At 75.9% G+C, this 24,459-nt stretch carries 22 protein-coding genes; 4 read left to right on the top strand and 18 right to left on the bottom strand.

Annotated features, from left to right (window positions below):
• Positions 1–21: 21 nt before the first annotated feature.
• From A2CP1_RS05275 to modA, 3 genes are read right to left on the bottom strand one after another with little or no spacing between them, the layout of a single operon-like run.
• The gene (locus A2CP1_RS05275; RefSeq protein ID WP_012632403.1) at positions 22–1,116 is read right to left on the bottom strand and encodes an ABC transporter ATP-binding protein; all 1,095 of its coding nucleotides are present in this window, start codon (positions 1,114–1,116) and stop codon (positions 22–24) included.
• Complete coding sequence (gene modB, locus A2CP1_RS05280) at positions 1,101–1,775, bottom strand: molybdate ABC transporter permease subunit (RefSeq protein ID WP_012632404.1); 675 nt, start codon at positions 1,773–1,775, stop codon at positions 1,101–1,103. The genes A2CP1_RS05275 and modB overlap by 16 nt, the downstream gene beginning before the upstream one ends.
• A gap of 2 nt (positions 1,776–1,777) precedes the next feature.
• Positions 1,778–2,548, bottom strand: coding sequence for a molybdate ABC transporter substrate-binding protein (gene modA, locus A2CP1_RS05285; RefSeq protein WP_012632405.1), 771 nt, complete (start codon positions 2,546–2,548; stop codon positions 1,778–1,780).
• A 131-nt stretch (positions 2,549–2,679) separates the two neighbouring features.
• Here modA and A2CP1_RS05290 point away from each other — a divergent pair, with 131 nt between their 5' ends.
• Entirely contained in the window at positions 2,680–3,555 is an 876-nt protein-coding gene (locus tag A2CP1_RS05290) for a helix-turn-helix transcriptional regulator (RefSeq protein WP_012632406.1), read from the top strand.
• Positions 3,556–3,644: 89 nt separating this feature from the next.
• On the opposite strand, the gene A2CP1_RS05295 is transcribed toward A2CP1_RS05290, so the two are convergent.
• The 6 genes from A2CP1_RS05295 to A2CP1_RS05320 all read right to left on the bottom strand — a co-directional run bounded on the left by A2CP1_RS05295 (position 3,645) and on the right by A2CP1_RS05320 (position 9,405).
• Positions 3,645–4,778, bottom strand: a complete 1,134-nt coding sequence (locus A2CP1_RS05295; RefSeq protein WP_012632407.1) for a BMP family ABC transporter substrate-binding protein — start codon at positions 4,776–4,778, stop codon at positions 3,645–3,647.
• Positions 4,779–4,837: 59 nt separating this feature from the next.
• A complete protein-coding gene (locus A2CP1_RS05300) occupies positions 4,838–5,758 on the bottom strand; it encodes an ABC transporter permease (protein ID WP_012525122.1) in 921 nt (306 codons plus the stop codon).
• Positions 5,755–6,843, bottom strand: coding sequence for an ABC transporter permease (locus tag A2CP1_RS05305; RefSeq protein WP_012632408.1), 1,089 nt, complete (start codon positions 6,841–6,843; stop codon positions 5,755–5,757). The genes A2CP1_RS05300 and A2CP1_RS05305 overlap by 4 nt, the downstream gene beginning before the upstream one ends.
• Positions 6,840–8,378 carry an ABC transporter ATP-binding protein gene (locus A2CP1_RS05310; protein ID WP_012632409.1) on the bottom strand — a complete coding sequence of 513 codons (1,539 nt, stop codon included), beginning with the start codon at positions 8,376–8,378 and terminating at the stop codon, positions 6,840–6,842. Before A2CP1_RS05310 ends, A2CP1_RS05305 begins: the two co-directional genes overlap by 4 nt.
• A 9-nt stretch (positions 8,379–8,387) precedes the next feature.
• Complete coding sequence (gpt, locus tag A2CP1_RS05315; protein ID WP_012632410.1) at positions 8,388–8,954, bottom strand: xanthine phosphoribosyltransferase; 567 nt, start codon at positions 8,952–8,954, stop codon at positions 8,388–8,390.
• Positions 8,955–9,033: 79 nt separating this feature from the next.
• A complete protein-coding gene (locus tag A2CP1_RS05320) occupies positions 9,034–9,405 on the bottom strand; it encodes a YciI family protein (protein WP_012632411.1) in 372 nt (123 codons plus the stop codon).
• Between the two features lie 197 nt (positions 9,406–9,602).
• Here A2CP1_RS05320 and A2CP1_RS05325 point away from each other — a divergent pair, with 197 nt between their 5' ends.
• On the top strand, positions 9,603–10,502 hold the full coding sequence (locus tag A2CP1_RS05325) for a helix-turn-helix transcriptional regulator (protein ID WP_012632412.1): 900 nt from the start codon (positions 9,603–9,605) through the stop codon (positions 10,500–10,502).
• Between the two features lie 21 nt (positions 10,503–10,523).
• Here the strand turns inward: A2CP1_RS05325 and A2CP1_RS05330 are convergent, their stop codons facing one another.
• Together A2CP1_RS05330 and A2CP1_RS05335 are read right to left on the bottom strand one after the other, a co-directional pair.
• Entirely contained in the window at positions 10,524–11,018 is a 495-nt protein-coding gene (locus A2CP1_RS05330; protein ID WP_012632413.1) for a hypothetical protein, read from the bottom strand.
• A 20-nt stretch (positions 11,019–11,038) separates the two neighbouring features.
• Positions 11,039–11,647: an aldo/keto reductase gene (locus A2CP1_RS05335; RefSeq protein ID WP_245529987.1), complete on the bottom strand. Its 609-nt coding sequence runs from the start codon at positions 11,645–11,647 to the stop codon at positions 11,039–11,041.
• 22 nt (positions 11,648–11,669) lie between these two features.
• Here A2CP1_RS05335 and A2CP1_RS05340 point away from each other — a divergent pair, with 22 nt between their 5' ends.
• On the top strand, positions 11,670–12,074 hold the full coding sequence (locus A2CP1_RS05340) for a MarR family winged helix-turn-helix transcriptional regulator (protein ID WP_245529988.1): 405 nt from the start codon (positions 11,670–11,672) through the stop codon (positions 12,072–12,074).
• A 111-nt stretch (positions 12,075–12,185) separates the two neighbouring features.
• Here A2CP1_RS05340 and A2CP1_RS05345 read toward each other — a convergent pair whose 3' ends face one another.
• Positions 12,186–12,851, bottom strand: coding sequence for a dihydrofolate reductase family protein (locus tag A2CP1_RS05345; RefSeq protein ID WP_012632415.1), 666 nt, complete (start codon positions 12,849–12,851; stop codon positions 12,186–12,188).
• A 137-nt stretch (positions 12,852–12,988) separates the two neighbouring features.
• Between A2CP1_RS05345 and A2CP1_RS05350 the strand changes: the two genes are divergently transcribed.
• Positions 12,989–13,411: a hypothetical protein gene (locus A2CP1_RS05350; protein ID WP_012632416.1), complete on the top strand. Its 423-nt coding sequence runs from the start codon at positions 12,989–12,991 to the stop codon at positions 13,409–13,411.
• A gap of 18 nt (positions 13,412–13,429) precedes the next feature.
• On the opposite strand, the gene A2CP1_RS05355 is transcribed toward A2CP1_RS05350, so the two are convergent.
• From A2CP1_RS05355 to A2CP1_RS05380, 6 genes are all read right to left on the bottom strand, one after another.
• On the bottom strand, positions 13,430–15,106 hold the full coding sequence (locus tag A2CP1_RS05355; protein ID WP_012632417.1) for an HNH endonuclease signature motif containing protein: 1,677 nt from the start codon (positions 15,104–15,106) through the stop codon (positions 13,430–13,432).
• Positions 15,107–15,231: 125 nt separating this feature from the next.
• Complete coding sequence (locus A2CP1_RS05360; protein ID WP_012632418.1) at positions 15,232–16,992, bottom strand: thiamine pyrophosphate-binding protein; 1,761 nt, start codon at positions 16,990–16,992, stop codon at positions 15,232–15,234.
• A gap of 145 nt (positions 16,993–17,137) precedes the next feature.
• Entirely contained in the window at positions 17,138–19,210 is a 2,073-nt protein-coding gene (locus tag A2CP1_RS05365) for a GNAT family N-acetyltransferase (RefSeq protein WP_012632419.1), read from the bottom strand.
• Complete coding sequence (locus A2CP1_RS05370; RefSeq protein WP_012632420.1) at positions 19,201–19,977, bottom strand: PIG-L deacetylase family protein; 777 nt, start codon at positions 19,975–19,977, stop codon at positions 19,201–19,203. The genes A2CP1_RS05365 and A2CP1_RS05370 overlap by 10 nt, the downstream gene beginning before the upstream one ends.
• Before the next feature lie 90 nt (positions 19,978–20,067).
• A complete protein-coding gene (locus tag A2CP1_RS05375) occupies positions 20,068–21,303 on the bottom strand; it encodes a TolC family protein (protein WP_012632421.1) in 1,236 nt (411 codons plus the stop codon).
• Positions 21,300–24,455 carry an efflux RND transporter permease subunit gene (locus tag A2CP1_RS05380; RefSeq protein ID WP_012632422.1) on the bottom strand — a complete coding sequence of 1,052 codons (3,156 nt, stop codon included), beginning with the start codon at positions 24,453–24,455 and terminating at the stop codon, positions 21,300–21,302. The genes A2CP1_RS05375 and A2CP1_RS05380 overlap by 4 nt, the downstream gene beginning before the upstream one ends.
• Positions 24,456–24,459: the final 4 nt, after the last annotated feature.

The following is a 24,459-nucleotide window of genomic DNA, read 5'->3' on the forward strand; positions in this document are numbered from 1 at the left end:
GTGAGCGCCGCCAGGGGCCGCTCACGCCCGGCGCGGAACGACGCGGACGCTGGGCGCCTTCACCATGGCGGTGACCTCGCGCCCGGCGACGAGGCCGAGGCGCTCGGCGCTGGCGCGGGTGACGAGCGCGACCAGCCGGACGCCGACGTCCACGGTGATCCGGACGAGCGGGCCCTCGTCGCGGCGCGCCACCACCACGCCCGCGAGCCGGTTCTGCGCGGAGGTGGGGTGCTCGCCGTCCTGCGGCTCGAGCACCACGTCCTCGGCCCGGACGCAGGCGTACGCCTCGTCCTCCATGCCGCCCGGGTCGAGCGCGACGAGCTCGGCAGCGCCCGCGCGCACCACGACGAGGCCGTCGCGGCGGCGGAGCAGGCGCGAGGGGAACACGTTCTCCGTCCCGACCACCCGGGCCACCTCGGCGTCCACCGGGGCCGAGAAGACCTCGTGGACCGGGCCGACCTGGCGCACCGTGCCGTCGAGGAGCACGGCCAGCCGGTCGCCGAGCGCGAGCGCCTCGGTGCGATCGTGGGTCACGACCACGGCGGGCACGCCCGAGGCCTCCAGCAGGTGGCGGAGCTCGCCGCGCAGCGCCTCGCGGGCCGGCGCGTCGAGCGCGGAGAGCGGCTCGTCGAGGAGCAGCAGCCGCGGCCGCGGCGCGAGCGCGCGGGCGAGCGCCACCCGCTGGCGCTGGCCGCCGGAGAGCTGGCCGGGGCGGCGCGGCAGGAGGTCCCGGATCCCGAACCGCTCCGCGACCTCGGTCACGCGCGCCTCCCGCGCCGCGCGCGGCAGGCGGTGAAGGCCGTACCCGACGTTCGAGGCCACCGAGAGGTGCGGGAACAGCGCGTGGTCCTGGAACAGCAGCCCGATGCCGCGCGCCTGCGGCGGGACGAACACCCGCCGGCCCGCGTCGAACCAGGTCTCGCCGTCGAACGCGATGGCGCCGGCCTCGGGCCGGTCGAGGCCGGCGAGCGCGCGCAGCACGGTGGTCTTGCCCGACCCCGAGGGCCCGAAGAGCACGGTGACCGCGTCGCGCCCGAGCGGCCAGCTCGCGCGCGCCCGGATGGTGGGGCCGCGCGAGAACCGCCGGACGACGTCGAACGTCAGCGCTCGTTCCATCGGAAGGCGGGCCGGCGCTGGAGCGCGTAGACGATCGTGAGCACGCCGAAGGAGATCGCGAGCAGGAGCGCCGCGGTGCGGTGCGCGGCGCCGTACTCGAGCGCCTCGACGTGGTCGAAGATGGCGACCGCCAGCGTGCGCGTCCGGCCGGGGATGTTGCCGCCCACCATCAGGACCACGCCGAACTCGCCCAGCGTGTGCGCGAAGCTCAGCACCGCGCCGGCGAGCACGCCCGGCCAGGCGAGCGGCAGCGTCACGCGCAGGAACGTCCCGATCCGCGAGACGCCGAGGCTGTGCGACGCCTCGACGAGTCGCCGGTCCACGCCGGCCAGGGCCGCCGCGAAGGGCTGGACGGCGAAGGGGAGGCTGTAGAGCACCGAGGCGACGAGCAGCCCGGCGAAGGAGAACGGGAACGGGTGGCCGGCGACGGCCTCGAAGACGCGGCCCGCCGGGCTCCGCGGGCCGAGCCCGGTGAGCAGGTAGAACCCGAGCACCGTGGGCGGGAGCACGAGCGGGAGCGCCACCACCGCCTCGACCAGGAACTTCGCGCGGAAGCGGCTCACCGTGAGCCACCACGCGAGCGGCAGCCCCAGGACGAGCAGGGCGAGCGTGGTCAGCCCGGCGAGCCTCAGCGAGAGCGCGAGCGCGGCGGCGTCCATGGCTAGGGGAGCCCGTACCCGTACTTCGCGAGGACCGCGCGGCCCTTCGGGCCGGTCAAGAACGCGAGGAACGCGCGGGCGAGGGCCGGGTCCCGGGCCGTCCGGAGGACGATGCCGCTCTGCTCGATCCGGGGGTAGAGCGCCTCGGGGACGGGCACCACCTTGCCGGCCGCGAGCGCCTTCCCGAGCGTGAGCGAGTACGGGAGGAACGCCACGTCGGCGGCGCCGGTGGTGGCGAACTGCGCCGCCTGCCCGGCGCTGGTGCCGAGGACGAGCCGCCCTTGCACCGCGTCCCAGACGCCGGCCGCCCGGAGCGCGCGCTCGGTGGCGCGGCCGAACGGGGCGAGCGCAGGGTTGGCGATCGCGATCCGCCGGACGCCGGGGACGGTCAGCGCCGCGAGGCCGCGCCGCTCGAGCGGCACCGCAGAGCCGGGCGGGAGCCAAGCCACCAGCCTCCCGAACGCGTAGACCTCCTCGTCCGCGGCTGCGCCGAGCCCCGCGGCGATCACCTTGGCCGGGTAGTCCCGGTCCGCCGAGAGGAACACGTCGAAGGGGGCGCCGTTCCGGATCTGCGCGAAGAACGCGCCGGACGCGCCGAAGGTGAGCGCCACCCGGACGCCCGGGCGCTCCGCCTCGAACGCCTGCTTCAGCTCCTCGGCGGCGTCCTTGAGGCTCGCCGCGGCGGCGACCGCGAGCGTGGCCGCGGTCGGCCGCGCCGGCGCGGCCGCGAGGAGCGCCGGGAGGGCGACGGCGAGCAGGATGCGGCGGATCACGGAGGCACTCCGGCTGGGACGTACGGGTAACAACAGGGAACCCTATACTCCGGACAAGCTGCATACGGCAACCAGCGTCGGCCGGCCCGGTTCGCCAGGGGACGCCGCGGCCGCTATACTCGGGGGCACGCATGCCCGATCAGCTGCTCACGACCGCCGAGGTCGCCGAGGTCCTCCGGGTCCACCCGAAGCACGTGTACCGGCTGCTGAAGCGCGGGCTCCCGGCCCGCCGCGTCGGCGCCGAGTGGCGCTTCTCGCGCGAGGACGTGCTGGCCTGGTCGAGCGGCAGGACCGGCGACGCGCGGCTCGAGACGGCGCCCGCGCCCACCCCGTCGGGCGCGCTCGACGCGGCGCCGGCGCTCGTCGCCGCGAACGGCGACGTGGCCCTGCTGTCGCTGCTGGCGCTCGCCGCGGCCCAGGGCCCTCCGCTCGTCGGCTTCGTGCAGGCCGACATGGCCGAGGCCGCCGACCTGCTGCGGCGGCGGGCAGTGCTCGCCGCGGGCGCGCACGCCGGCGGGTTCCCGAGCCACGTCGGCGACGACCGCGTGGCGCGGATCCACCTCGTGACCCGCGAGATCGGGCTCGTCCACCCGCCGGGCCGGCCGGTGACGCTCGAGGAGCTGGCCCGGCGCCGGCTCGCGTCGCGTCCCGGGAGCGCCGGCGTCCGCAGGCACCTCGACGAGGCGCTCCGCGCCCGGAGGCTCGACCCGGCGCGCGTTCACCGGAAGGCGCTCCTGCTGCGCTCGCACCTCGAGGTGGCGCTGGCCGTGGTGGCGGGGCGCGCCGACGTGGGCCTCTGCTCGCGCGCGTGGGGCGAGCGCGCCGGGCTGGCGTTCCGGCCGATCGCCACCGAGCCGTACGGGCTCATCGTGAAGGCGCGCGACCTCGGCGACGCGCGCGTGGTCCGGCTGTGCGAGACGGCGCAGGGCAGGGCGTTCCGGGCCGAGGCCGGCGCGATCCCCGGCTACGACGTCGAGGGCGCGGGCGACATCCGCTACGACGCCTGAGGCGCGCGCCGGACCGGCACCGCGAACCGAAAAGGAACGGCCGCGCCCGGCGGTGCCGGACGCGGCCGTGGGGTGCTCCGACGCGACGGCTAGTTGCCGGAGGGGACCTTCCCCTCGACGCCCTTCACGTAGAAGTTGATGGCGCCCTTCCAGGCGTCGTCTGCGACGACGTCCTTGGCGAGGACCTCCTTGCCCGCGTTGTCGACGAGCGGCCCCTTGAAGACGGCGACCGCGCCGGTCTTCAGCCCCTCGCGCGCGGTCTCGAGCGCCTGCTGCACGTCGGCCGGGAGGAAGGAGGCGGGCTTCACGAAGTCGATCATGCCCTCCTTCACGCCCCACTTCGTCACCTCGGGCTTCCAGGTCTTGTCGCTCGCCTCGCGGAAGGACTTCTCGTAGTAGCCGGCCCAGTTCAGCGCGACGGAGCCGAGGTGCGCCTTGGGCGCGAACGCGCTCATGTCGCTGTCCCAGCCGAAGCCGAGCTTGCCGTTGCGCTCGGCGGCCTGGAGGACGGCGGTGGAGTCGGTGTTCTGCAGCAGCACGTCGGCGCCCTGGTTCAGCAGCGACTGGGCCGCCTCGGTCTCCTTGGGCGGGTCGAACCAGGAGTTCACCCACACCACCCGCGTCTTCACCTTCGGGTTCACGCTCTGCGCGCCGAGGGTGTACGCGTTGATGTTGCGGAGCACCTCGGGGATCGGGAACGAGCCGACGAAGCCGAGGGTGTTCGTCTTCGTCATCTTGCCGGCCACCACGCCGGCGAGGTAGGCGCCCTCGTAGAACTTCGCCTCGTAGACGCGCAGGTTGTCGGAGGTCTTGTAGCCGGTGGCGTGCTCGAAGCGCACCTCGGGGTTGTCCTTCGCCACCTTCACGATCGACTCCATGAAGCCGAACGAGGTGGCGAACACGAGCTTGTTGCCCTGCGCGACGAGGTCGCGGAGCACGCGCTCGGCGTCGGGGCCCTCGGGGACCTTCTCGACGAACGTGGTGGTGACCTTGTCGGCGCCGAACTTCTCGACCGCGGCGCGGCGGCCGAGGTCGTGCGAGTAGCTCCAGCCGGCGTCGCCGACCGGGCCGACGTAGATGAAGGCCGCCTTGAGCGGCTCGGGCTTGGCCGGGGCGGGGGCGGCGGCAGGCGCGGGCGGCGCCTCCTTCTTGGAGCATGCGGCGAGCGTCGCGCCGAGCAGCAGCGCGCCGAGCGCGATCCGGCGGGTGAACGAGCGATTCATGGTGTCGATCTCCCCCTCTGTCAGGGTCTGGATGACTGCAGGTGCTTCGGGGTGCGGCTTCAGGCGCCGGGGAAGAACGGCTTCCCCAGCGAGGCGGGCATGTTGAGCCGGATCCACAGCGGGTTCCGGGAGATGAGCGCGAGGACCACGACGGTCGAGACGTAGGGCAGCATCGCCATGAACTGGCTCGGCACGTGGACGCCCCGCGCCTGGAGGTGCAGCTGGAGCATGGTCACGCCGCCGAACAGGTACGCGCCGAGGAGGATGCGCCCCGGCCGCCAGGTGGCGAACACGGTGAGCGCCAGCGCGATCCACCCGCGGCCGGCGACCATGCCCTCCACCCACAGCGGCGTGTACACCACCGACAGGTACGCGCCGGCGATCCCGCACAGCGCGCCGCCCGTCACCACCGCCGCGAACCGGATGCGCCGGACGCCGTACCCGAGCGCGTGGGCGGACTGCGGTGACTCGCCGATGGCGCGCAGGAGGAGCCCGGCGCGCGTGCGGTACAGGAAGAACGCGGCGGCCGCGACGAGCGCGATGGCGAGGTAGACGACGGGGTGGTGCCGGAACAGCGCCGGCCCGACGAACGGCAGGTCGGCGAGGAACGGCACGCGGTGCGGCGGCTGCTCCCCGAGCTGCTTGCCCACGTAGCCGATGCCCACGAACGCCGAGAAGCCCGAGCCGAACAGGCTGACCGCGAGCCCGGTCGCGTACTGGTTGGTGTTGAGCCACACCACCAGCCAGCCGAACACGGCGGCCACCGCCGCGCCGCCGGCCGCGCCGGCCAGGAAGCCGAGCCACTCGCTCCCGCCGTCGTGGGCGGCGGCGAAGCCGGCCACGGCGGACACGAGCAGCATGCCCTCGGCGCCGAGGTTGACCACGCCGGCGCGCTCGTTCAGCAGCAGGCCCAGGCCGGCGATGGCGAGCGGCGTCCCGGCCGCGAGCGTCGCGGCGATGAGCAGGGCGAGCTCGTTCACGGCGCGGTCCTCCGGCCCCAGCCGACCAGCCGGAGCCGGTGGTGGATGAGCGTGTCGCAGGCGAGCAGCGAGAGCAGCAGGATGCCCTGAAAGACGCCGCTCACCGACGCCGGCAGCCCGACGCGCGACTGCGCGAGCTGCCCGCCGATGACGAGCGCCGAGAGCACCACGCTCCCGAGCAGCGCGCCGATGGGGTGGAGCCTGCCCACGAACGCGACGATGACGGCGGTGAACCCGTAGCCGCTCGCCACGTGGGGGGTGAGCTGGCCCATCGGGCCCGCGGCCTCGAAGGCGCCGGCGATCCCGGCGAGCGCGCCCGACAGGAGGAGCGTCGTCCAGATGGCGCCGCTCGCCGAGAAGCCGGCGTAGCGCGCCGCGGCCGGCGCGGGGCCGCCGATCTGGAGCCGGACGCCGCGGTAGGTCCGGAACATGAACAGCCACATGAGGACCGCCGCGACCAGCGCGAACGCGAAGCCCCAGTGCAGCCGCAGGCCGGGCACGACGCGCGGGAGCTCGGTGGCCGCCGAGAAGTTCACCGTCTGCGGGAAGTTGAAGCCGCGCGGGTCCTTCCACGGCCCGAACACGAGCCAGGAGAGCAGCAGGTCCGCGACGTACACCAGCATCAGGCTGACGAGGATCTCGTTCGCGTGGAACCGATCCCGGAGCAGCGCCACGATGCCCGCCCAGGCGGCGCCGCCGGCCGCGCCCGCCACCACCACCAGCGGGAAGAACGCCCACGGCGAGAGCGCGAGCTGCGCGTTCGTCACCCACAGCGCGAGCCCGCCCCCGGTGATGGCGCCCATCAGGAACTGCCCCTCGGCGCCGATGTTCCACACGTTCGCGCGGAAGCAGAGCCCGAGCCCCAGCGCGCAGAGGATGAGCGGGGTGCACTTCAGGCCCAGCTCGGTGAGCGCGCGCGCGCCGTTGAAGGGCTCGAACAGGAACATCGAGAGCACGCGCCCCGGCTCCTGGCCGAGCGCGAGGAACAGCAGGCCGCCCAGCGTGACCGTCACGCTCAGCGCGATGACCGGCGACAGCACGCTCATCGCGAGCGACGGGGTGGGGCGGACGTCGAGGCGGATCACGCGGGCCCTCCGGCGACGGCTTCCGGGCGGCCCGGGCCGCCGGCCCACAGCCCGCTCATCCACTCCCCGATGCGCTCGACGGTGGCGTCGGCGGCGGGCAGCGGCGGCGAGAGGCGGCCCTTCGCGATGACGTGGAGCCGGTCGGCCAGCGCGAACAGCTCCTCCAGCTCCTCCGAGACCACCAGCACCGCGGCGCCGGCGTCGCGCAGGCGGAGCAGCTCGGCGTGGATCTGCGCGGCCGCGCCGACGTCCACGCCCCAGGTCGGCTGCGCCACCACGAGCACCTTCGGCACCGCGTCGAGCTCGCGCCCCACGATGTACTTCTGGAGGTTGCCGCCCGACAGGCTCCGCGCCACCGCGCCCGGGCCGGCCGCCTTGACCCAGTAGCGCCGCAGCACGCCCGACGCCTGGTCGCGGAGCGCGGCGCGATCGATCCAGCCGAACGCGCGCAGCGCCTCCTGCCGCGTGAGGAGCATGTTGGTGGCGAGCGAGAGCGACGGCACCGCCCCGCGCCCGAGCCGCTCCTCCGGGACGAAGTGCAGCCCGCGGCGGCGGCGGCCGGCCGCGCCGGTGCGGCCGATGGGCTCGCCGAACAGCCGGATGGCGCCGGCCTCCGCGCGCGGGTCCTCGCCGGACAGCGCGGCGAGCAGCTCCTGCTGCCCGTTGCCGGACACGCCGGCGATCCCGACGATCTCGCCCCCGTGGACCTCGAGCGACACGTCGTCGAGCGCGACGCCGAACCGATCGTGGCAGGGGAGGGCGAGCCGCTCGACCGAGAGCGCGACCGGGCCGAGCTTCGCCTCGCGCCGCTCCAGCCTCGGCGGCTCCGCGCCGATCATCATGCGCGAGAGGCTGGCGGTGCTCTCCCGCGTGGGATCGCAGGTCGCGACCACCCGGCCGCCGCGCAGCACCGTGCACGCGTGGCACAGCTCCAGGATCTCGTCGAGCTTGTGGCTGATGTAGAGGATGGAGCAGCCGTTCGCGGCCACCTGGCGCAGCGTCTCGAACAGCTTGTCCACCGCCTGCGGCGTGAGCACCGCGGTCGGCTCGTCCAGGATGAGGAGCCGCGGGTCGGCGAGCAGCGCGCGGACGATCTCGACGCGCTGGCGCTCGCCCACCGACAGCACGTGCACCGGCCGGAGCGGGTCCACGTCGAGGCCGTACTCCGCCGCCTTGGCGCGGATCCGCTCGGTGACGTCGCGCAGCGCCACCTTGCGCGAGAGCCCGAGCCAGACGTTCTCGGCGACGGTGAGCGAGTCGAACAGCGAGAAGTGCTGGAACACCATCGCGACGCCCAGCGCGCGCGCGTCGTGCGGGGTGCGCACCTCGGCCGGCCGCCCGTCCCAGAGGATCTCGCCGGCGTCGGGGGCCACCGCGCCGTAGACGACCTTCATGAGCGTGGACTTGCCGGCGCCGTTCTCGCCCAGGACGGCGTGGATCTCCCCCGGCGCGACGGAGAGCGCCACGTCGTCGTTCGCGACGACGTCCCCGTAGCGCTTGGTGACGTGCCTCAGCTCGAGGCGCGGAACGCTCACGTCGGGCCCCTAGTCCTTCGCGCCCCGCTGGCGGATCGGCGTGACGAACCGGTAGTCGATGTCCCACGGGAAGTAGATCCACTTCTCCTGGCGGAACTCCTTCACGAACGTGTCCACCACCGGGCGGCCGAGCGGCTTCGCGTACAGCGTGGCGAAGTGTGCCTTCGGCAGCTTCTCCCGCACCGCGGCGGCGGTCCGGCCCGTGTCCACCAGGTCGTCGATGAGCAGCCAGCCCTCGCCGTCCCCCGGGACCGTCTTCAGCCACTGCAGCGCGCCCTGCTTCGCCTCCGCGCCGCCCGTCTCGGCGGCGCCGTAGCTGACCACGCAGACGGTGTCGATGAGGCGGATGTCGAGCTCGCGCGCCACCAGCGCCGCCGGCACGAGGCCGCCGCGCGTGATGGCGATGATGCCCTTCCAGTCGCCGAGCTCGTGGAGCACGCGCGACAGGTAGCGAGCGTCGCGGTGCAGCTCGGGCCAGGAGATGACGATCTCGTCCTGGTACGGACCGGGCCCCGAGCCAGCATGGACCTCACCCTCCCCGCCGCCGGGAGGGCCCTTCGTCGCGTCTGCCGCCATGGCACCTTGTACTGGAAGGGGCTGACGCAGGGGAGGGGGAATTCACCTCCCCGGATTTACGGGCGATTTCGGGGCGGCGCTACGGCGCGGGCTCGTACTCCTCGATCGGCCGCACCTCGCACTCCCCCTCGAACCCGGGCCAGTGCTTCCGGTGGAGCTCCATGAACTCCGTCGCGACGGCCAGCGCCTCGGCGCGCGTCGCGGTCTTCAGGACGGCCCAGCCGCCGATGACCTCCTTCGCCTCGGAGAACGGGCCGTCGGTCACGGCGAGCTTGCCGTTCGCCAGCCGGATCCGGAACCCTTCCTTGCTGGGCAGCAGGCCGCCCGTGTCCACGAGCACGCCGTCCTTGAACGAGCGCTCGACGAACTGCCCCATGGCCTGCATGAGCGCGGGCGGCGGCAGCGTGGCGCGGTACGACTCGGAGCTTCGCATGAACGTCAGGTACTTCATGGCAGGCACCTCCGGTGGTTTGGCCTGGCGACGAACGAGCCCGGGCCGGATCGACATGACGCCCCGCGAAGGCGCGATCCAGGTCCCGAGGCGTTTGCGGCCCTTGCGGGGCGGCGCTCGCGGCGGAGCAGGGTGTAGGGTCCGGGCGCCCGTCCGGAGCGGGTTCCACGCGCCGGGCCGGGCCGAGGAGGCCGCGCGTGACGATCGACCCGCCGAGCCCATCGGACCTCGAAGCCTTCGAGGAGGGCCGCGAGCCGCTGCGCGTGACGCGCCTCGAGGCGCACGCGCGGCGGGCCGGCCCCGCGACGCGGCGGGCCGGCGGCGGGTTCGCACACGCCTACGCCGTCGTGGTGCTGCTCACCGCGGGACGCTCGCGGGTCGAGCACGCGGGCGCGCTCGAGCTGCGGCCCGGCGACGTCCACGTCATCCCGCCCGGCGACGCGCACTCGCGGGCGCACTTCGAGGACGCCGAGGGGTACGGGCTCGCCTTCTGGCCGGAGGAGTCCGGCCACTCGCTGCGGCTGTTCTCGCAGGTGCGCGGCGGCTGCCACCCGGTGCTCCGGCCGCCGCCGGCGCGGCGCCGGCGGATCGAGCGGTGGCTGCGGGCCATCGAGGAGGAGGCCTCGAGCCGGGACGAGGGGCGCGACGAGGCGCTCGCCGCGCTGCTCCGCCTCGTCCTGCTCGAGCTGGTCCGCGCCAGCGCGGCCACGCTGCACCCCCGGACCGAGGGATCGAGCCTGGCGCGCCGGGCGCTCGCGTTCGTGGAGGGGAGCGCGCTCCGCCCGCTGTCGCTGTCCGACGTGGCGCGGGCGGTGGGGCGGACGCCGGCGCACGTCGCCACCGTGGTGCGGAGCGAGACCGGGCGGACCGTGGGGGAGTGGATCCTCGCGCAGCGCATGGCCGAGGCCCGCCTTCGCCTGCGCGCCACCGGCGGATCCGTGGAGGCGATCGCGGGGCAGGTGGGCTACGCCGACGTGACGCACTTCATCCGCCAGTTCCGCCGCGTGCACGGCCGGACGCCGGCGCAGTGGCGGCGCGTACAGGGCCTGGCGCCCGCCCGCCGGCCGCGGCCCCGGCGCCGCGCCGTCCCGGACTGACCGGCGCCCGACCGGCGCGCGTCAGGACGTCGCGTCCCCGCCCGCCACGGCCAGGAAGGCCGCGTACGCGTCGCGGTACCAGGGGCGGAGCGCCTCCGGCGGGATGCCGCGCCTCCGCAGGCTCGCGTGGAACCGCTCCAGCTCCGCGAGGTCCTCCGGAGATCCCGGGTTCGGTGCGCGATCGGCGAGGCCCCGCTTCGCGGACAGGCGCGCGCTCACCGCGACGTCGATCTCGGCGCGCGTCGGTGGCGTGCCGTCCTCGTGATCCGGGAGCCACCAGCACGGCCGCGCCTGCACGAGGGAGAGGTACAGCCCCCGCGCCGCCTGCTCGAGCGTGGGCTCCCCGCCGTCGGCGCCCTCGGCCTGCCACCACGCGCGCGTCGCCGGGCTGTGCTGCTGCGTGGCGAGCAGCGCGTCGTAGTCGGCCCGCGAGAACCACGGGTACAGCCGCGCCAGGTCCGGCTCGTCCGAGCGCGCGGCGCTGGCTGTCGGGTCCCCGGCTGCGGCCTCGGTCATCCCGTCCCCCGCCCCCGAGCTTAGGGTGCGGAGGCCGGGCGAGGCCAGATCCTCGTCGCCGGGTCGCGTCGAGCGCCGGCGACCGGCCGTGCGCGCCCGCGCCGCGCCCCCGGATGGGCGCGGCATCGTGGCAGGGCGTCCGCGCCGCCCATCAGTACGGGTGGTCCCCCTTCACGAGGCCGAAGGGCGACGGCGGCGCGAACACGCCGTCGACGGTGGTCCCGCCGTTGTGGATGCCGGGAAGATGGGCTGCATGCTCTGCGGAAGCCGAACGCCGGCTGGGTGAGCGCGTCGAGCCGAGCGCGATCCTCGGCGGTGAGCTCGACGTTCAGCGACGAGAGGTTGTCCTCGAGCTGCTCCCACCGGCGCGCGCCGATGATGGTCGAGGTCACACCGGGCCGCTGCCGCACCCAGGCCAGCGCCACGCGTGCCACGGTCGAGTCGTGCGCCCGGGCGACGGCCTCGAGCGCGTCCACCACGGCGTAGGTCCGCTCGTTCAGGACCCCCTCGATGAACGCGGCCCTGCCCGCCTGCACCTGGCCGGCGTTGCGCCGCGTGTACTTGCCGCTCAGCACGCCGCTCTTGAGCGGCGACCAGGGGGTGATCCCGAGGCCGAGCTCGAGCGCCATCGGCACCAGCTCCTGCTCCACGGTGCGCTCGAGCAGCGAGTACTCGATCTGCAGCCCGATGAACGCTCACGCGTCGGTGATCACCGCCGCGGCGCCCGGCATCGCGGCGATCGGGCTCGAGCCGAAGGAGCTGTTCGTCCTCGGTGAGGTGGAGCAGCACCCGTATCCGGCGGAGCGCGCGGCCACCCCGTGCATGCCGAAGCCCAGCGTGACCGTGTACGTGAAGCGGCTCGAGGCCGCCGCCCTCCTGCGCCGGGAGATCGACTCCGCCGACCTGCGGCGGCACCGGCTGGTGGTGACGCCGGCCGGGCGCAAGGCCTCGGCCCAGGGCAAGGCGCTGCTCTCCCGGGCGTACAGCGATCGGCTGGGGCGGCTCGGCGCGGCGGAGCAGGCGAGCCTCCTCGCCCTCCTCGAGAAGATGAGCTGAGGCGCCTCGCCGGCACCGGAGGGTGTGCCATGGATGCTGAAGCGGTGGACGAGCTGGAGGCCTCGCTGCGCCGGCGCGACCCGAGTGCTTCCAGGGCGCCGACGCCCGCCGTCAGCGCCGCGCCCCCGGAGGCTGCGGCGCCTCGAAGTGGCGCGTCTCCTGGCCCACCTCCACCTCGCCGTAGCGCAGCCGCCCCGCCCGCTCGTAGACGTGCAGCACCGCGCCGGGCGCGGTCTGCTGCGTCTCGACCCGCCGGAACGCGAGCGGAAGGGTGCCGTCGCCGAACAGCCGCTTGCCCGTGCCGAGCACGACCGGGAACTGCCAGATGCGCAGCGCGTCCACGAGGTCATGGCGGAGCAGGGTCTGCAGCAGGTCGAAGCTGCCGTGCACCTGGAGCTCCCCGCCGTCATTCGCCTTCAGCCTCGCGACCTCCCCCGCCACGTCGTCGCCCAGCAGGTGCGAGTCGTGCCAGCGCAGCTCGGTGAGCGTCCGCGACGCCACGTACTTCGGCCGGCCGTTGAGCGCCGCCGCCGCCTCGTCGGCCGGGTCGGTCGCGTTCGGCCAGGAGGCGGCGAACATCTCGTAGGTCTTGCGTCCCAGCACGAAGGCGCCGGCGCGCTTCGTCCACTCGGCCATGAGCCGGCCGAACGTCTCGTCGAAGTACGGCACCAGCCAGCCGCCGTGCTGGAACCCGCCGTCTCGATCCTCGTCCGGACCGCCCGGTGCCTGGACCACGCCGTCCAGCGTCGTGAACGCGCCCACGATCAGCTTTCGCATGGTCCCGCTCCTTTCGAGGTCGAGGCTCCATAGCCGGGCCGCGGACGCGGTGCACCGACCGCTGACGCTGGATACCCGGAGCGGTAGGTCCGCCGCCGGGGTGGACGACCCTGCACCGCGCGTGATGTGCTGGGGACATGCCCAGGCTGCTCCTCCCCGCGCTGGCGCTCGCCCTCGCGTGCTCCCACTCGGCCTCGTCCCCCGCGCCTTCCTCCCCGGCACCGCGTTGCGACCTCGAGGCAGCCGCGGCGATCCCGGCCGGCGTCGACATCCGCTGGCGCGAGGCTGGCGACGAGCCGCCGAGGGTGACGCCCGACCTGTGCTTCCTGAGGGCCTTCCGGATACCGTCCGGCCTTCGCGGGCCGCGCGATTGGATCGTCCAGTTCGCGGTCCTGGCCGACGGCCGGCTCGCGGGGTTCCAGATGCTCACGGACGGCATCGAGCCGGAGCTCGCCTGCGCGGTGTGGCGATCGTTGACCGGATGCCGCTGGACCCCCGGCCGCGATGCGGCGGGCCGCCCGACCGCGTTCTGGGTCAAGATTCCGATGCGAATCCGCTGATGGCCTTCGCAGGCCCGCTCACCCCTCCGCCATCCCGCGGAATGGCGCGCCGTCGAGCAGCCAGGTGAGCCCGTCCGGCGCGCGCCCGAAGACGGTCAGGTGGCCGCCGTGGACGCAGCGGAGGTGGTGGAAGGCGCAGAGCGCCACCTGGTTCTCCGCCTCGTCCCCGCCGCCGTGCGAGCGGAACAGCACGTGGTGCGCGTGGGCCGCGCGGTGGCTGCAGCCCGGGACCTGGCACCAGCCCAGGTCGCGCTCCCGCACGCGCTGCGCGCGGCTCGGCGAGCGCTTCAGCACGTCCCCCCACTGCCCCAGGAAGTGCGCGCCCAGGATGGCGAGGCACGATCCGGCCGGCACGAGCCGTCCCACGCGCTTCCGGACCGTCTCGAGCGCGGCCGCGAGGAGCACCGCCACCCGGCGGGGCAGCGGGACCGAGACCTTCCGCTGCGCACGCAGCTGCCGCTCCCGCTCGCCGTCGACCGCGCGCCGGAGCGCCACGCAGGTCATCGCCTTCGCCCGCGGGATCCAGGACGCGATCTCGTCCTCGGGAAGCCGCGCCAGGATCCGGCGCCGCTCGTAGGAGACCTTCTGCCGCCGCGCCTCGCGGAGCCCGGCCGACCGCGCCAGCCGCTCCTCGTGCTCGGCGCGCTGCTCCACCGCGCGCGGCGGCAAGCGCAGCCGCTCCTCCACGTAGTGGCGGAACGTGGCGAATCCCAGGCGCAGGTGCATGCCGCTCCGGCGGATCGCGTACGCGCAGTCGCCGATGACGTCCTCCAGGGTGGAGCGCGCCGCCGCGAGCTCGCGCAGCGTCCGGTCGATCTCCTGCGCCGACGCGCCCTCGTCGAAGCGCACGTCCGGCGCCGGCCAGTCCTCCACCGGCGGGAGCAGCGGCCAGCGCTCCGGCTCGGCCTCGAGCGCCGCGCGGCGCGACCGCTCGCCCGCCGGCGACAGTCGCAGCTCCGGCCCCAGTGGGCGAGCCCCGTCGTGATCCCCGTCCGTCGAGAACTCCGCCAGGTACTCCTGCGCCAGCGCCTCCAGCCGCTCGGACCGGGTCGAGCCCGGCATGTTCCGCCCCGCGGCCTCGAGCGCGGCGTCCACGACGAGCCGCTCGTGCTCGGGCAGCTGCGTGCGCAGCGTCACCCAGGCGTCGTCGCCGTCCTCGAGGCCGGCGTCCTCCGGGCCGGCGCGCCCCGCCCGCCTGACCCCGTCCTCCAGCTCCCGCACCGTCTGCCGCGCCGCGCGCTCCACCCAGAACGCCTCCGCGTCGCCGGTCGCCACCGCGAGCACCGTCTCCGCCGCGCGGAGCCCCACCCGCCCCGACCGCAGCGCCTCGCGCAGCCGCGGGCGTGCGGGCAGCTCCGTCCCCAGCCGCGCCAGGCCCTCCGCCGCGCGCTTCCCGATCCCGAGGACCTCGCGCGCGTAGTCGTCGAGGTGGAACCCGAGGGACGCGAGCCGCTGGCCGCGGCGGAGCGCCGCCAGCCCCTCGGCGACGGCGAGGTCGATCGCGCCGCGCCCCCGCGACGCCCGCGCCAGCACTCGCTCGAGCTCGTCGGCCTCCGGCTCGCCACCCCGGAACCAGCGGTCCAGGTCCGCGCGACTGAACGGAACCAGCTCGCGAAGCGGCAGGGACGCGCGCTCCGCCGCGGCGGTGCCCGGCAGGTCCGCGGCCCCGAGGCCAGCGAAGGGAGCGGCGTCCATGCGCGAATCGTCGCACGCGCGTCTGACACTGCCCGTGAACCCAGGTGGAGCGTGCCTCCTCGAACAGGCGCAACAGCGGGCGCGACGGGTGCGGCAGGGGTGCGTGAGGACGCCCCCGGCCCCCCTCACATCGAGATCGAGCCCTTCCGGAACTCGCTCCGGCGCAGGTGGACGTTGATGCAGACCGGCCGGCCGGCGCGCGCCGCCTCCCGCGCGCGGTCGAGGGTCTCGTCGATCCCGGCGTCCTCGGTCAGCAGCAGCCCGACGCCGCCGTAGCCCTCGGCGACGCGGTGGTAGTCGCAGCGCGAGAGCACCGTCCCGACGTCGTCGCCCAGCATGTCCACCTGCTCCCGCGCGATCTGCTGCCACGAGCCGTCGTTGCCGATCACGGCGATGGGCGCGAGGCCGTGGCGCGCGAACGTGTCGAACTCGGCGAGGCTGTAGGCGCACGAGCCGTCGCCGTAGAGCAGCCACACCTCGCGCCCGGGCCGGGCGAGCGCGGCCGCGGTCGCGAACCCGCCGCCGACGCCGAGCGTCCCGAAGACGCCCGGGTCGAGCCAGGCGAGCGGCGCGCGCGGGCGGAGCGTGTAGGCGGCCGTCGCGACGAAGTCACCGCCGTCCACCACCAGCGCCGCGTCCTCGGCCATCTTCTCCTCGAGCCGGAGCAGGAAGCGCAGCGGGTTGACGAGCTCGCCGGTCGCCTCCGCGCCGGCGGCGATCTCGCGGTCCCGCGCGGCCTCGCGCTCGCGGAGCGCGCCGAACCAGGCGTCCCGTGCCTGCGGCTTGCCCGCCTTCGCGGCCAGCGCCACCAGGAGCTCCCCGGGGTGCATCTCCACCGCGACGTCGGGGCTGCGGTTCTTGCGGAGCTCGGCCGCGGAGAGGTTCGCCGCCGCGATGAACGCGCCGCGCCCGAAGCCGCGGCCGTAGCCGAGGCGGAAGTCGAACGGGAACCCGGCCACGACGACGACGTCCGCCTCCTTGAGCGCGCGCCCGCGCGCGTGGCGGAACTGGAGGGCGTCGCGCCGGCCGAGCAGGCCGCGCGCCATGCCGCCGAGGTAGACCGGCACGCCGAGCGCGCGCACCGCGGCGGCGAGGCGTTCAGGGTCCTCGCAGCCCGCCAGCGCCTGGCTGCCGAGGATCAGCACCGGACGCTCCGCGCGCGAGAGCCGCTCGGCGATCCGCTCGACGCGTCCCGACGTGCCTCGCCGCAGGTCGATCCGCTCCGCGATCCGCGCCGGGAGGTCCTCGAGCGAGGGCAGCGCGGGCGCCCGGAACTGCCGCGCGAGGTGCGCCTCCAGGTAGAGCCGCAGCGCCGTGCCGGCGACGCCGCTCACCCGGTCGGCGCCCGACTCGCGCCGGTACAGGTCGCGGACGAGCGCCTCGTCGTAGAGCAGGTCCACCGGGACCTCGACGAACACCGGCCCCGGCACGCCGCCGCGCGCCAGCGCGAGCGCGCGCTCGAGCGTGGGGCGCAGCCCGCCGACGGTGGTGACGCGCGTGGCCCACTTGGCGATGGGGCGCATGAGGGCGAGCTGGTCGATGTCCTGCAGCGCGCCGCGGCCGCGGAGCAGCGTCGCGGTCGCGCCGCCGAGGAGCACCACCGGCGACTGCGCGAGCCGCGCGTTCTCGAGCGCGGTGACGGCGTTCGTGACGCCGGGGCCCGCCGTGACCGCGGCCACGCCGGGCCGGCCGGTGAGGCGCGCCATGGCGTCGGCCGCGAACACCGCGTTCGCCTCGTCGCGCGCGTCCACCACGCGAAGCCCGCGCCGCTTGCACTCCACGAGGATGGGCGAGATGTGGCCGCCGCACAGCGTGAAGAGGTGGCCCACACCGGCGCGCTGCAGCGCCGCCGCGATCACCGCGCCTCCGTTCGTGGCCTCCGCCATGGATCCTCCGGGCCGCGGGCGCCGCGGCGTCCACCTTCTCGCTGCGGACGCTACCATCCGGGCGGGACGAGCGGTGGGCCCGCGACGGGGCCGGGGGTCGAGACGTGCACGTGCGCCGGGCTCCGCGCGCGGCGCCCCCGGCCGCTCAGAGGCTGGGCACGCGGGCCGCCGCCGGTCCGGCGCGCGCGCTCCAGCGGCGCGGCACCGGCAGCACGGCCCGCCATGCCGGCCGGTCGCGGGCGCCCCACGCGTGCTTGTAGGGCTCGGGGCCGCGGAGGAAGTCCAGCTCCCGGGCGCCCTCGGCGATGGCCGACGCGGCCGCGTGCGCGACGATCACGGCGCCCGGGCTCGCGGCGCGGTGCGCGGGGTCGAAGCCGCCGACGTAGTAGTAGGCGCGGTCACCATCGACGAAGCCGTGGAACGCCGCCGCGGGGCGGCCGCCGACCCACAGCACGTGCAGCCGCAGCAGCCCGCGCGCGAGCAGGCCGCGCGCAGCCTCGAGGTGGAAGCGGCGGATCGCGTCGCCCGCGAGCACGCCGCGCTCCCCGCGCGCGCCCCAGCGCGCCGCGTGCAGCGAGAACAGCGCCTCGAGGTGGCGTTCGAGATCCCCGGGGCCCGCCGTGGTGAAGGTCGCCCCGGCGCGCGCGAGGCGGCGCCGGCCATACCGCACGTTCTCCGCGAGGCGCGGCGCGAGGCTCCGGTCGAGCGCGTCCGGATCCGCCGGGAGCGCCAGCACCGGGCAGACGCCGTCGGGCGCCGCCGCGCCGGCGCCTCGCCACTGTCCCAGCGCAGCCCGCAGCGGGGACCGGTCAGGGAGGTGCTCGAGGAGCAGCGCGTCCGCGCCCGCCGCGGCGCCCAGCAGCGCGCCGACGAGCGCCGCGCCGTCCGGACCGTCGCCGGGGTCCACCACCGCGTCCTGGTAGTCGGAGAGACCGGACCCGAGCAGCGTGACCATCCGCCGGCCTGCGTCCTCGTACTGCACGAGCGGAGCGAGCGCGACCAGCCGCCCGGCGCGGCGGGCCACGACCGCCCGCGGGCTCGCGACCCCGAACGCACGGCACCAGGGCAGCAGCCACTCGGGCCGCTGGAACGGCGTGGCCGCGGCGCGATCGCACAGCGCGGACCACTCGCCGCGCAGCGCCTCCAGCGCCCCGGCGCCGGCCACCGTCTCGAGCCGCGTCGCGCGGGGCCGCGGGCGCCGCGCGAGCCGCTCGACGAGCGCCACCCATCTCCCACCGCTCACCGCCGCCGAGAACCGGCGCTCGGCCGCGGCCCGGCAGTCGGCGGCCGACAGGCGCGCGGCGTCGCGCATGGCCGGTCCGAGCTCGTCGTCCCGGTCCACCAGGAACCCGGTGCGCCCGTCCTCGACGATCTCCGGCAGCGCGCCGATCCGCCGCGCCACCACCGGCGTGCCCGAGGCGAGCGCCTCCATGGCCACGAGCGACGAGGTCTCCGGCGCCAGGCTCGGGACGACCACGCACCGCGCCGCGCGGAGCAGGAGGGCCTTCTCGGCGCGGCCGACGGGGCCGAGCAGGCGCCGGTCGCGATCGAGGAGCGGCTTCACCTCCTCCTCCAGGTAGCGGAGGTGCTCGGGGTACGGGAACGCGATCCCGCCGACGAGCAGCGGCAGCCCGGCCGCGCGCGCGGCCGCGAGGGCCGGCGCGACGCCCTTCTCCGGGCAGATCCGCGCCAGCACCAGCGCGAACGCGCCGCGGTCGCCGCCCGGCCGGTAGGCGTCGAGCGGGACGCCGTTCGGGATCACCTCGTGCGCGCGGACGCCCTCGGGCAGCGCGCGCGCCTGCGACTCCGAGACGCACACGAGCGGCGCGCCGGCCCGGAGCGCCGCCTCGGGATAACAGGCGGGGTGGAGGTGGAGCGCGACCACCGGCGGCGGGCCCACCGGGAGCATCGCCCCGAAGCCGAGGCCGTGCAGGTGGACGAGATCGACCCGCTCCGCGGCGAGCGCGCGCTGGACCGCGTCGCGGTGCACCTGCTCGGCGCGCGCGCGAGCGCCGGCGTCGAACGGGCCGGGCGGCGCCTCCGTCGCGACGAGCCGCCCGGCGACGTCGGAGCCGCGCGGCGCGACCACGATCGAGCGGTGGCCGCGGCGCGCGAGCGCGCCGGCGACGAGCGCCAGCACCTGCTCGGCACCGCCGATCGCGTCGGGGCCGACCGGCGGCGCGAGCGCATACGAGACCCCGAGGATCGTCAGCGCCACGCGGCCTCCCCGAGGCCGAGCGCGGCGGCCGCCCGGCGCGCGTGCGCCGCGAGCGCGCCGAAGGTTCCCCAGCCCATCGCCTCGTAGTGCAGCGCGCCCGGGTGCGGGCGCCGGCCGGGGTCGAGCGGCGGCGCCGACCGGAACCGCTCGACGTCCGCCCCGAACGCCGCCAGCGTCTCGCGCTGGCTCGCGTACGCCGCGAGCATCCGGCGCTTCGCCTCCCGGGCGTCGGGCTCGAGCCAGCGGACGCGCTCGGCGGCGCGCGAGGGCAGGAACGTGCCGGTGACGACCGCGCCGTCCGGGCCCCGGTGGTAGCTCGTCATCTCCGCGAGCGCCGGGGCGCCGCCCGGCGTCCGCGCCAGCAGCGCCCGCGCCGAGCGCACCGCCAGCGCGGTCGCGTCGTGATCCGGGTGGCCGCCCTCGAACGCGTGCGTCACCACGAGGCGGGGCCGGAGCGACCGGACCAGCGCCGCCAGCTCCCTCGCCACGGCGGCGATGGCCTCGCTCGCCTCCTGGTCCACCACGCCCAGCCCGATGACGTCCGCGGCGCGGAGGCTCGCCTCGGCGAGCGCGGCGAGCGCCTCGTCGCGGCGGAGCCGGGCGTAGGCCTCGCGGCCGTTCGCGGCGCCGCCCGCCCGCAGCGCGGGATCCCGCGGCGCACCGTCCGTCACGTGGACGACGGCCGCCCGGTGGCGGAGGAGCAGGCTCGCCGCGCCGATCGTCTCGTCGTCCGGATGGGCGGCGATCACCAGGAGCAGCGGGGGCATGCGTGCAGCAACTCTCGTCACGCGGGCCAGGCCGCGCCAGCGCCGCGCGCCGAGACCAGGCCGATGCCCGGCAGCACGCGCAGGCGGCGGTCACCTGCCGTCCCGGGTGACGAGCCGCTCGGACCCGGCGGCCCGGGCCAGGGCGGCCTCGGCCGCGGCGAGCTCCTCGAGCGCCTCGACGTGATCGCGCCTCGCCTCGACCGCGCTCCGCCGCATGAGGAGGAGGTCGGCGAGGCCGATCTTGCCCGCCTCGTAGGCGCGCGTGGAAAGCGCGAGGTTCTCCTCCGCGCCGGAGACCGCGCCGTCGTCGAAGGCGCTGGCCGCCTCGGTGGCCGCCCGGAGCCGCGCCAGCGCGAGCTGCACCTCCTCCCCGGCGCGCCGGGTCGCCGCGGCGAGCTCGACCCCGGCGCGGGCCGCCCGTGCGGAGGCGGCGCCGCGGCCGGCCTGGTTGCGGTCGAACAGGGGCAGCTCGAACGAGAGGGTTCCGAGGAGCACGTCGGCACGCTCCTCGCGCGCGTAGCGGGCGCCCAGCACCGGGGAAGGGAGCGCCTCGCGGCGGGCCAGGCGCTGCTCGGCCTCTGCCGCCGCGAGCGAGCGGCGCGCGGCGGCCACGTCGCCCCGCCGCTCGGCCGCGGCGCGCACGAGCGCCTCGCCGTCCGCCGGGCGGACGTCCGAGGGACGCGGCAGCTCGCCCGCGAGCGGGAGGCCTTCCCCCGGCTCCGCCGCGAGCAGGGTCCGCAGCGCCGCCTGCGCCGCGGCCAAGCGGCTCGCGGTCGTCCCGACGGCCCGGGCCGCTCGCCCGACCTCCCCGCGGGCCGCGTTCACCTCGAGGCGCGAGGCGCTCCCGAGCTCCGCCCGCCGCTCCGCGGCCCGCGCGGCCTCGCGCGCGACCGCGAGCTCCTCGCGCGCCAGCGCGGCCAGGCGTTCCGCCGCGAGGGCGCGGGCGTGAGCCTCCCGGGCGGAGGCCGCGAGCTCGACGCGCCGCGCGGCCAGGCGCGCCGACGCGGCGTCGCGCTCGCCGGCGGCGACGTCGATGCGCGCGCTCCGCTCGCCGAAGATCTCGAGGCGCTGCGACAGCCCGAGCTCGACGTCGGTGGTGCGCTCGCCGCCGGACCGCCGCGGCCCGAGCGCGGCCGAGAGCTCCGGATTGGACGGCAGCGGGGCGCGGGCCCCTTCCAGCCGCGCCTCCGCGGCGCGCGCCTCGGCGGCCAGCGCCGCGAGCTCGGGGTTGCGCTCGAGCGCGAGCGCCACCGCACGCTCCGAGGTCAGGGCATCGGCGCCGGCGGTCGCCAGGAGGAGCGTGGCTGCGAGGGTGGCCGGGGTCATGCGTCCCCCCGCGGCATGGCCGCGGCGCGCGGCGGCGCGGGATCGCGCGCCGGCTCGGGTCCCCCGGCGCTCGCGCCCTCCTCGACGGCCTCGCCAGGCCCGGCGCCGGTCGCCCGGAGCCGCGTGAACAGCACCGGCAGGACCAGGAGCGTGAGCGCCGTGGACGAGAGGACCCCGCCGATGACCACGGTCGCGAGCGGGCGCTGCACCTCCGCGCCCGGCCCGGTGGCGAGCGCCATGGGCACGAACCCGAGCGACGCGACCGAGGCGGTCATGAGCACCGGGCGGAGCCGCGAGAGAGCGGCCTCCCGGATCGCCTGCGACGGCGCCAGGCCGCGATCGAGGAGCTGCCGCACGCGCGAGACCAGCACGAGCCCGTTCAGCACGGCGACGCCGAACAGCGCCACGAAGCCCACCGCCGCCGAGATGGAGAAGGGCAGGCCGCGCGCGAGCAGGGCGGCCACGCCGCCGACCAGCGCGAACGGGACGCCGCTGAAGATCCGCAAGGTGTCGGCGAGGCGGCCGCTCGACAGGTGCACGAGGAGGAACACCAGGGCGAGCGCCAGCGGGACGACGACGAGCAGGCGGGTCCGGGCCCGCTCGAGGTGGGTGAACTGCCCGCCGAACCGGACGAAGTAGCCGGCCGGGAGCTCCACCTGCGCGGCGATCGCGCTCCGGGCGGCCTCCACGAAGCCGCCGAGATCCCGCCCCCGGACGTTCGCCTGGACCACCACGCGGCGCTTGCCCCACTCGCGCTGGATCGTCGTCGGGCCGGACCGCTCCGCGATCCGCGCCAAGTCTCGGAGCGGGATCCGCGCGCCGTCCGCGCCGGCGACGAGGACCGACCCGAGCGCCGCCGGGTCGCGGAACTCCTCGGACAGCCGGACGCCGAGGTCGAACCGCCGGTCGCCCTCGCGGACCTCTCCGACCTGGCGGACGCCGACGGCCTCCACCACGTCGAGGACGTCGCGGGTCGCGATGCCGTACCGCCCGATCGCGTCCGGATCGACCGTGATCTCTAGGACGGGCTGACCGGTGACCTGCTCGAGCGTGACGTCCGCGGCGCCCGGCAGGCCGCGGAGCACCGCCTCGATCTCGCGGGCCTTCGCGCGCAGGAGCTCGAGGTCGTCGCCGAACAGCTTCACGCCGACGTCGCTGCGCACGCCCGCGACCAGCTCGTTCACGCGCATCTCGATGGGCTGGAGGAAGGACTTGCGCATGCCGGGCAGGTCCTCGAGCTCCGCCTGCATCGCGGCGACCAGCTCCGCCTGCGTGGAGGCGCGCGTCCAGCCTTCGCGCGGCTTCAAGGTCACGAACACGTCGGTGAGCTCGACCCCCATCGGATCCGTGGCGACCTCGGGCGTGCCCGTCCGCGACCAGATGCGATCCACCTCGTCCGGGAACTTCGCGAGCAGCACCTTCTCGACCTGCGTGCCCGTTCGCACCGACTCTGCCAGCGAGACCTCCGCCAGGCGTACCAGGTTGACGACGACGGTCCCCTCCGACAGGCGGGGGATGAACTCGCTCCCCAGCCTCGAGGCGCCGGCGCCGGCGAGGACGAGGAGCGCGGCGGCGCCGCCCACCACCCACCGCGCGTGGGCCAGGACCCACCCCAGCACCGGGTCGTAGCCGCGCTTCAGCCAGCGCACCAGCCGCGGCTCGGGACGGGCTCCCCCGCGCAGCGCGAAGGACGCCAGGACCGGGGCGAGCGTCATCGAGAGCAGGACCGAGCCGAGCAGCGCGAGCACCACGGTGAGCGCCATGGGGCGGAACATCTTCCCCTCGATCCCCTCGAGCGTGAGGATCGGCAGGTACACGAGGGCGATCACGAGCTCGCCGAACAGCGTGGGCTTGCGGACCTCGACCGAGGCGTCGCGCACCACCTCGAGGACGCTGCGCCTCCCCGCGCTGGCGCCCAGCCGGCGCTCGGCGTTCTCCACCAGGATGACGGAGCTGTCCACCACCAGGCCGAAGTCGATCGCGCCGAGGGACATGAGCGTTCCCGCGATGCCGAACCGGAGCATGCCGTTGAAGGCGAACAGCAGCGAGAGCGGGATCGCGCTCGCGACGACGAGGCCGGCGCGGAAGTTGCCGAGGAACGCGAACAGCACGGCCACCACCAGGATCGCGCCCTCGAACAGGTTGTTCCGCACGGTGCGGAGCACGTGCTCCACGAGGTCCGTCCGCTCGTAGACCGGCTCGGCCGTGATGCCGGGGGGGAGCGATGCCTGGAGCTCGGAGAGCCGCGCCGCGAGCGCCTTCGTCACGGTCCCGCTGTTCTCGCCGATGAGCATGAAGCCGAGGCCGAGCACCGCCTCGCCGCGGCCGTCCGCGGTCACCGCGGCGCGCCGGATCTCGTGCCCGACCTCGACGTGCGCGACGTCGCGGATGCGCACCGGCACCCCGTCCCGCGCGGCGATCACCACGTCCGCGACGGCGTCGCCGCTGCCGAGCGCGCCGATGCCGAGCACGAGCCGCCCGGTGCCGCCGCGCTCGAGGACGCCCCCGCCCACGTTGGCGTTGTTCCGCTCCAGCGCCTGGTAGACGTCGCCGAGCGCGAGCTCGAACTTCTGGAGCCGCCGCGGGTCCACGACCACGTGCCACTGCTTCTCGTTCCCGCCCCAGGCGTTCACCTCCGCCACCCCGGGCACGCTCCGGAGCTGCGGCGCGACGATCCAGTCGTGGACGGTGCGGAGCTCCTCGAGCGACTTCCCCTCGCCCTTCAGCAGGTAGTGGAAGACCTCGCCGAGGCCGGTCGCGACCGGTCCGAGCGCCGGCCGCTCGATCCCGGCGGGCAGCTCGACGCGCGCGAGGCGCTCGGAGATCTGCTGGCGGGCGAACCAGAGATCGGTCCCGTCCGCGAACTGCAGCGTGATCTGCGAGAGGCCGAACTTGGAGATGGACCTGAGCTCGTCCACCTTCGGAAGCCCCGCGAGCGCCTGCTCGAGCGGGATCGTGAGCTGGCGCTCGACCTCGAGCGGCGCGAGCGCGGGCGCGACGGTGTTCACCTGGACCTGGACCGGGGTCGTGTCCGGGAACGCGTCCATGGGCAGCGCGCGGAACGACAGCAGCCCCGCGATCGCGATCGCGCCCCAGGTCGCGAGCACCAGCCAGCGGTGGCGGAGCGAGAGGTCGATGATCCTCGTCAGCATGGGC

The organism is Anaeromyxobacter dehalogenans 2CP-1 (genome assembly GCF_000022145.1).
Classification (GTDB): domain Bacteria; phylum Myxococcota; class Myxococcia; order Myxococcales; family Anaeromyxobacteraceae; genus Anaeromyxobacter; species Anaeromyxobacter dehalogenans.

Coding starts and splice junctions, on each gene's coding strand:
- A2CP1_RS05355 (WP_012632417.1), bottom strand. CDS start 15,106: ATGGACGCCGCTCCCTTCGCTGGCCTCGGGGCCGCGGACCTGCCGGGC.
- modB (WP_012632404.1), bottom strand. CDS start 1,775: ATGGACGCCGCCGCGCTCGCGCTCTCGCTGAGGCTCGCCGGGCTGACC.
- A2CP1_RS05295 (WP_012632407.1), bottom strand. CDS start 4,778: ATGAATCGCTCGTTCACCCGCCGGATCGCGCTCGGCGCGCTGCTGCTC.
- A2CP1_RS05350 (WP_012632416.1), top strand. CDS start 12,989: ATGCCCAGGCTGCTCCTCCCCGCGCTGGCGCTCGCCCTCGCGTGCTCC.
- A2CP1_RS05290 (WP_012632406.1), top strand. CDS start 2,680: ATGCCCGATCAGCTGCTCACGACCGCCGAGGTCGCCGAGGTCCTCCGG.
- A2CP1_RS05370 (WP_012632420.1), bottom strand. CDS start 19,977: ATGCCCCCGCTGCTCCTGGTGATCGCCGCCCATCCGGACGACGAGACG.
- A2CP1_RS05360 (WP_012632418.1), bottom strand. CDS start 16,992: ATGGCGGAGGCCACGAACGGAGGCGCGGTGATCGCGGCGGCGCTGCAG.
- A2CP1_RS05330 (WP_012632413.1), bottom strand. CDS start 11,018: ATGACCGAGGCCGCAGCCGGGGACCCGACAGCCAGCGCCGCGCGCTCG.
- A2CP1_RS05275 (WP_012632403.1), bottom strand. CDS start 1,116: ATGGAACGAGCGCTGACGTTCGACGTCGTCCGGCGGTTCTCGCGCGGC.
- gpt (WP_012632410.1), bottom strand. CDS start 8,954: ATGGCGGCAGACGCGACGAAGGGCCCTCCCGGCGGCGGGGAGGGTGAG.
- A2CP1_RS05375 (WP_012632421.1), bottom strand. CDS start 21,303: ATGACCCCGGCCACCCTCGCAGCCACGCTCCTCCTGGCGACCGCCGGC.
- A2CP1_RS05335 (WP_245529987.1), bottom strand. CDS start 11,647: ATGGCGCTCGAGCTCGGCCTCGGGATCACCCCCTGGTCGCCGCTCAAG.
- A2CP1_RS05345 (WP_012632415.1), bottom strand. CDS start 12,851: ATGCGAAAGCTGATCGTGGGCGCGTTCACGACGCTGGACGGCGTGGTC.
- A2CP1_RS05320 (WP_012632411.1), bottom strand. CDS start 9,405: ATGAAGTACCTGACGTTCATGCGAAGCTCCGAGTCGTACCGCGCCACG.
- A2CP1_RS05380 (WP_012632422.1), bottom strand. CDS start 24,455: ATGCTGACGAGGATCATCGACCTCTCGCTCCGCCACCGCTGGCTGGTG.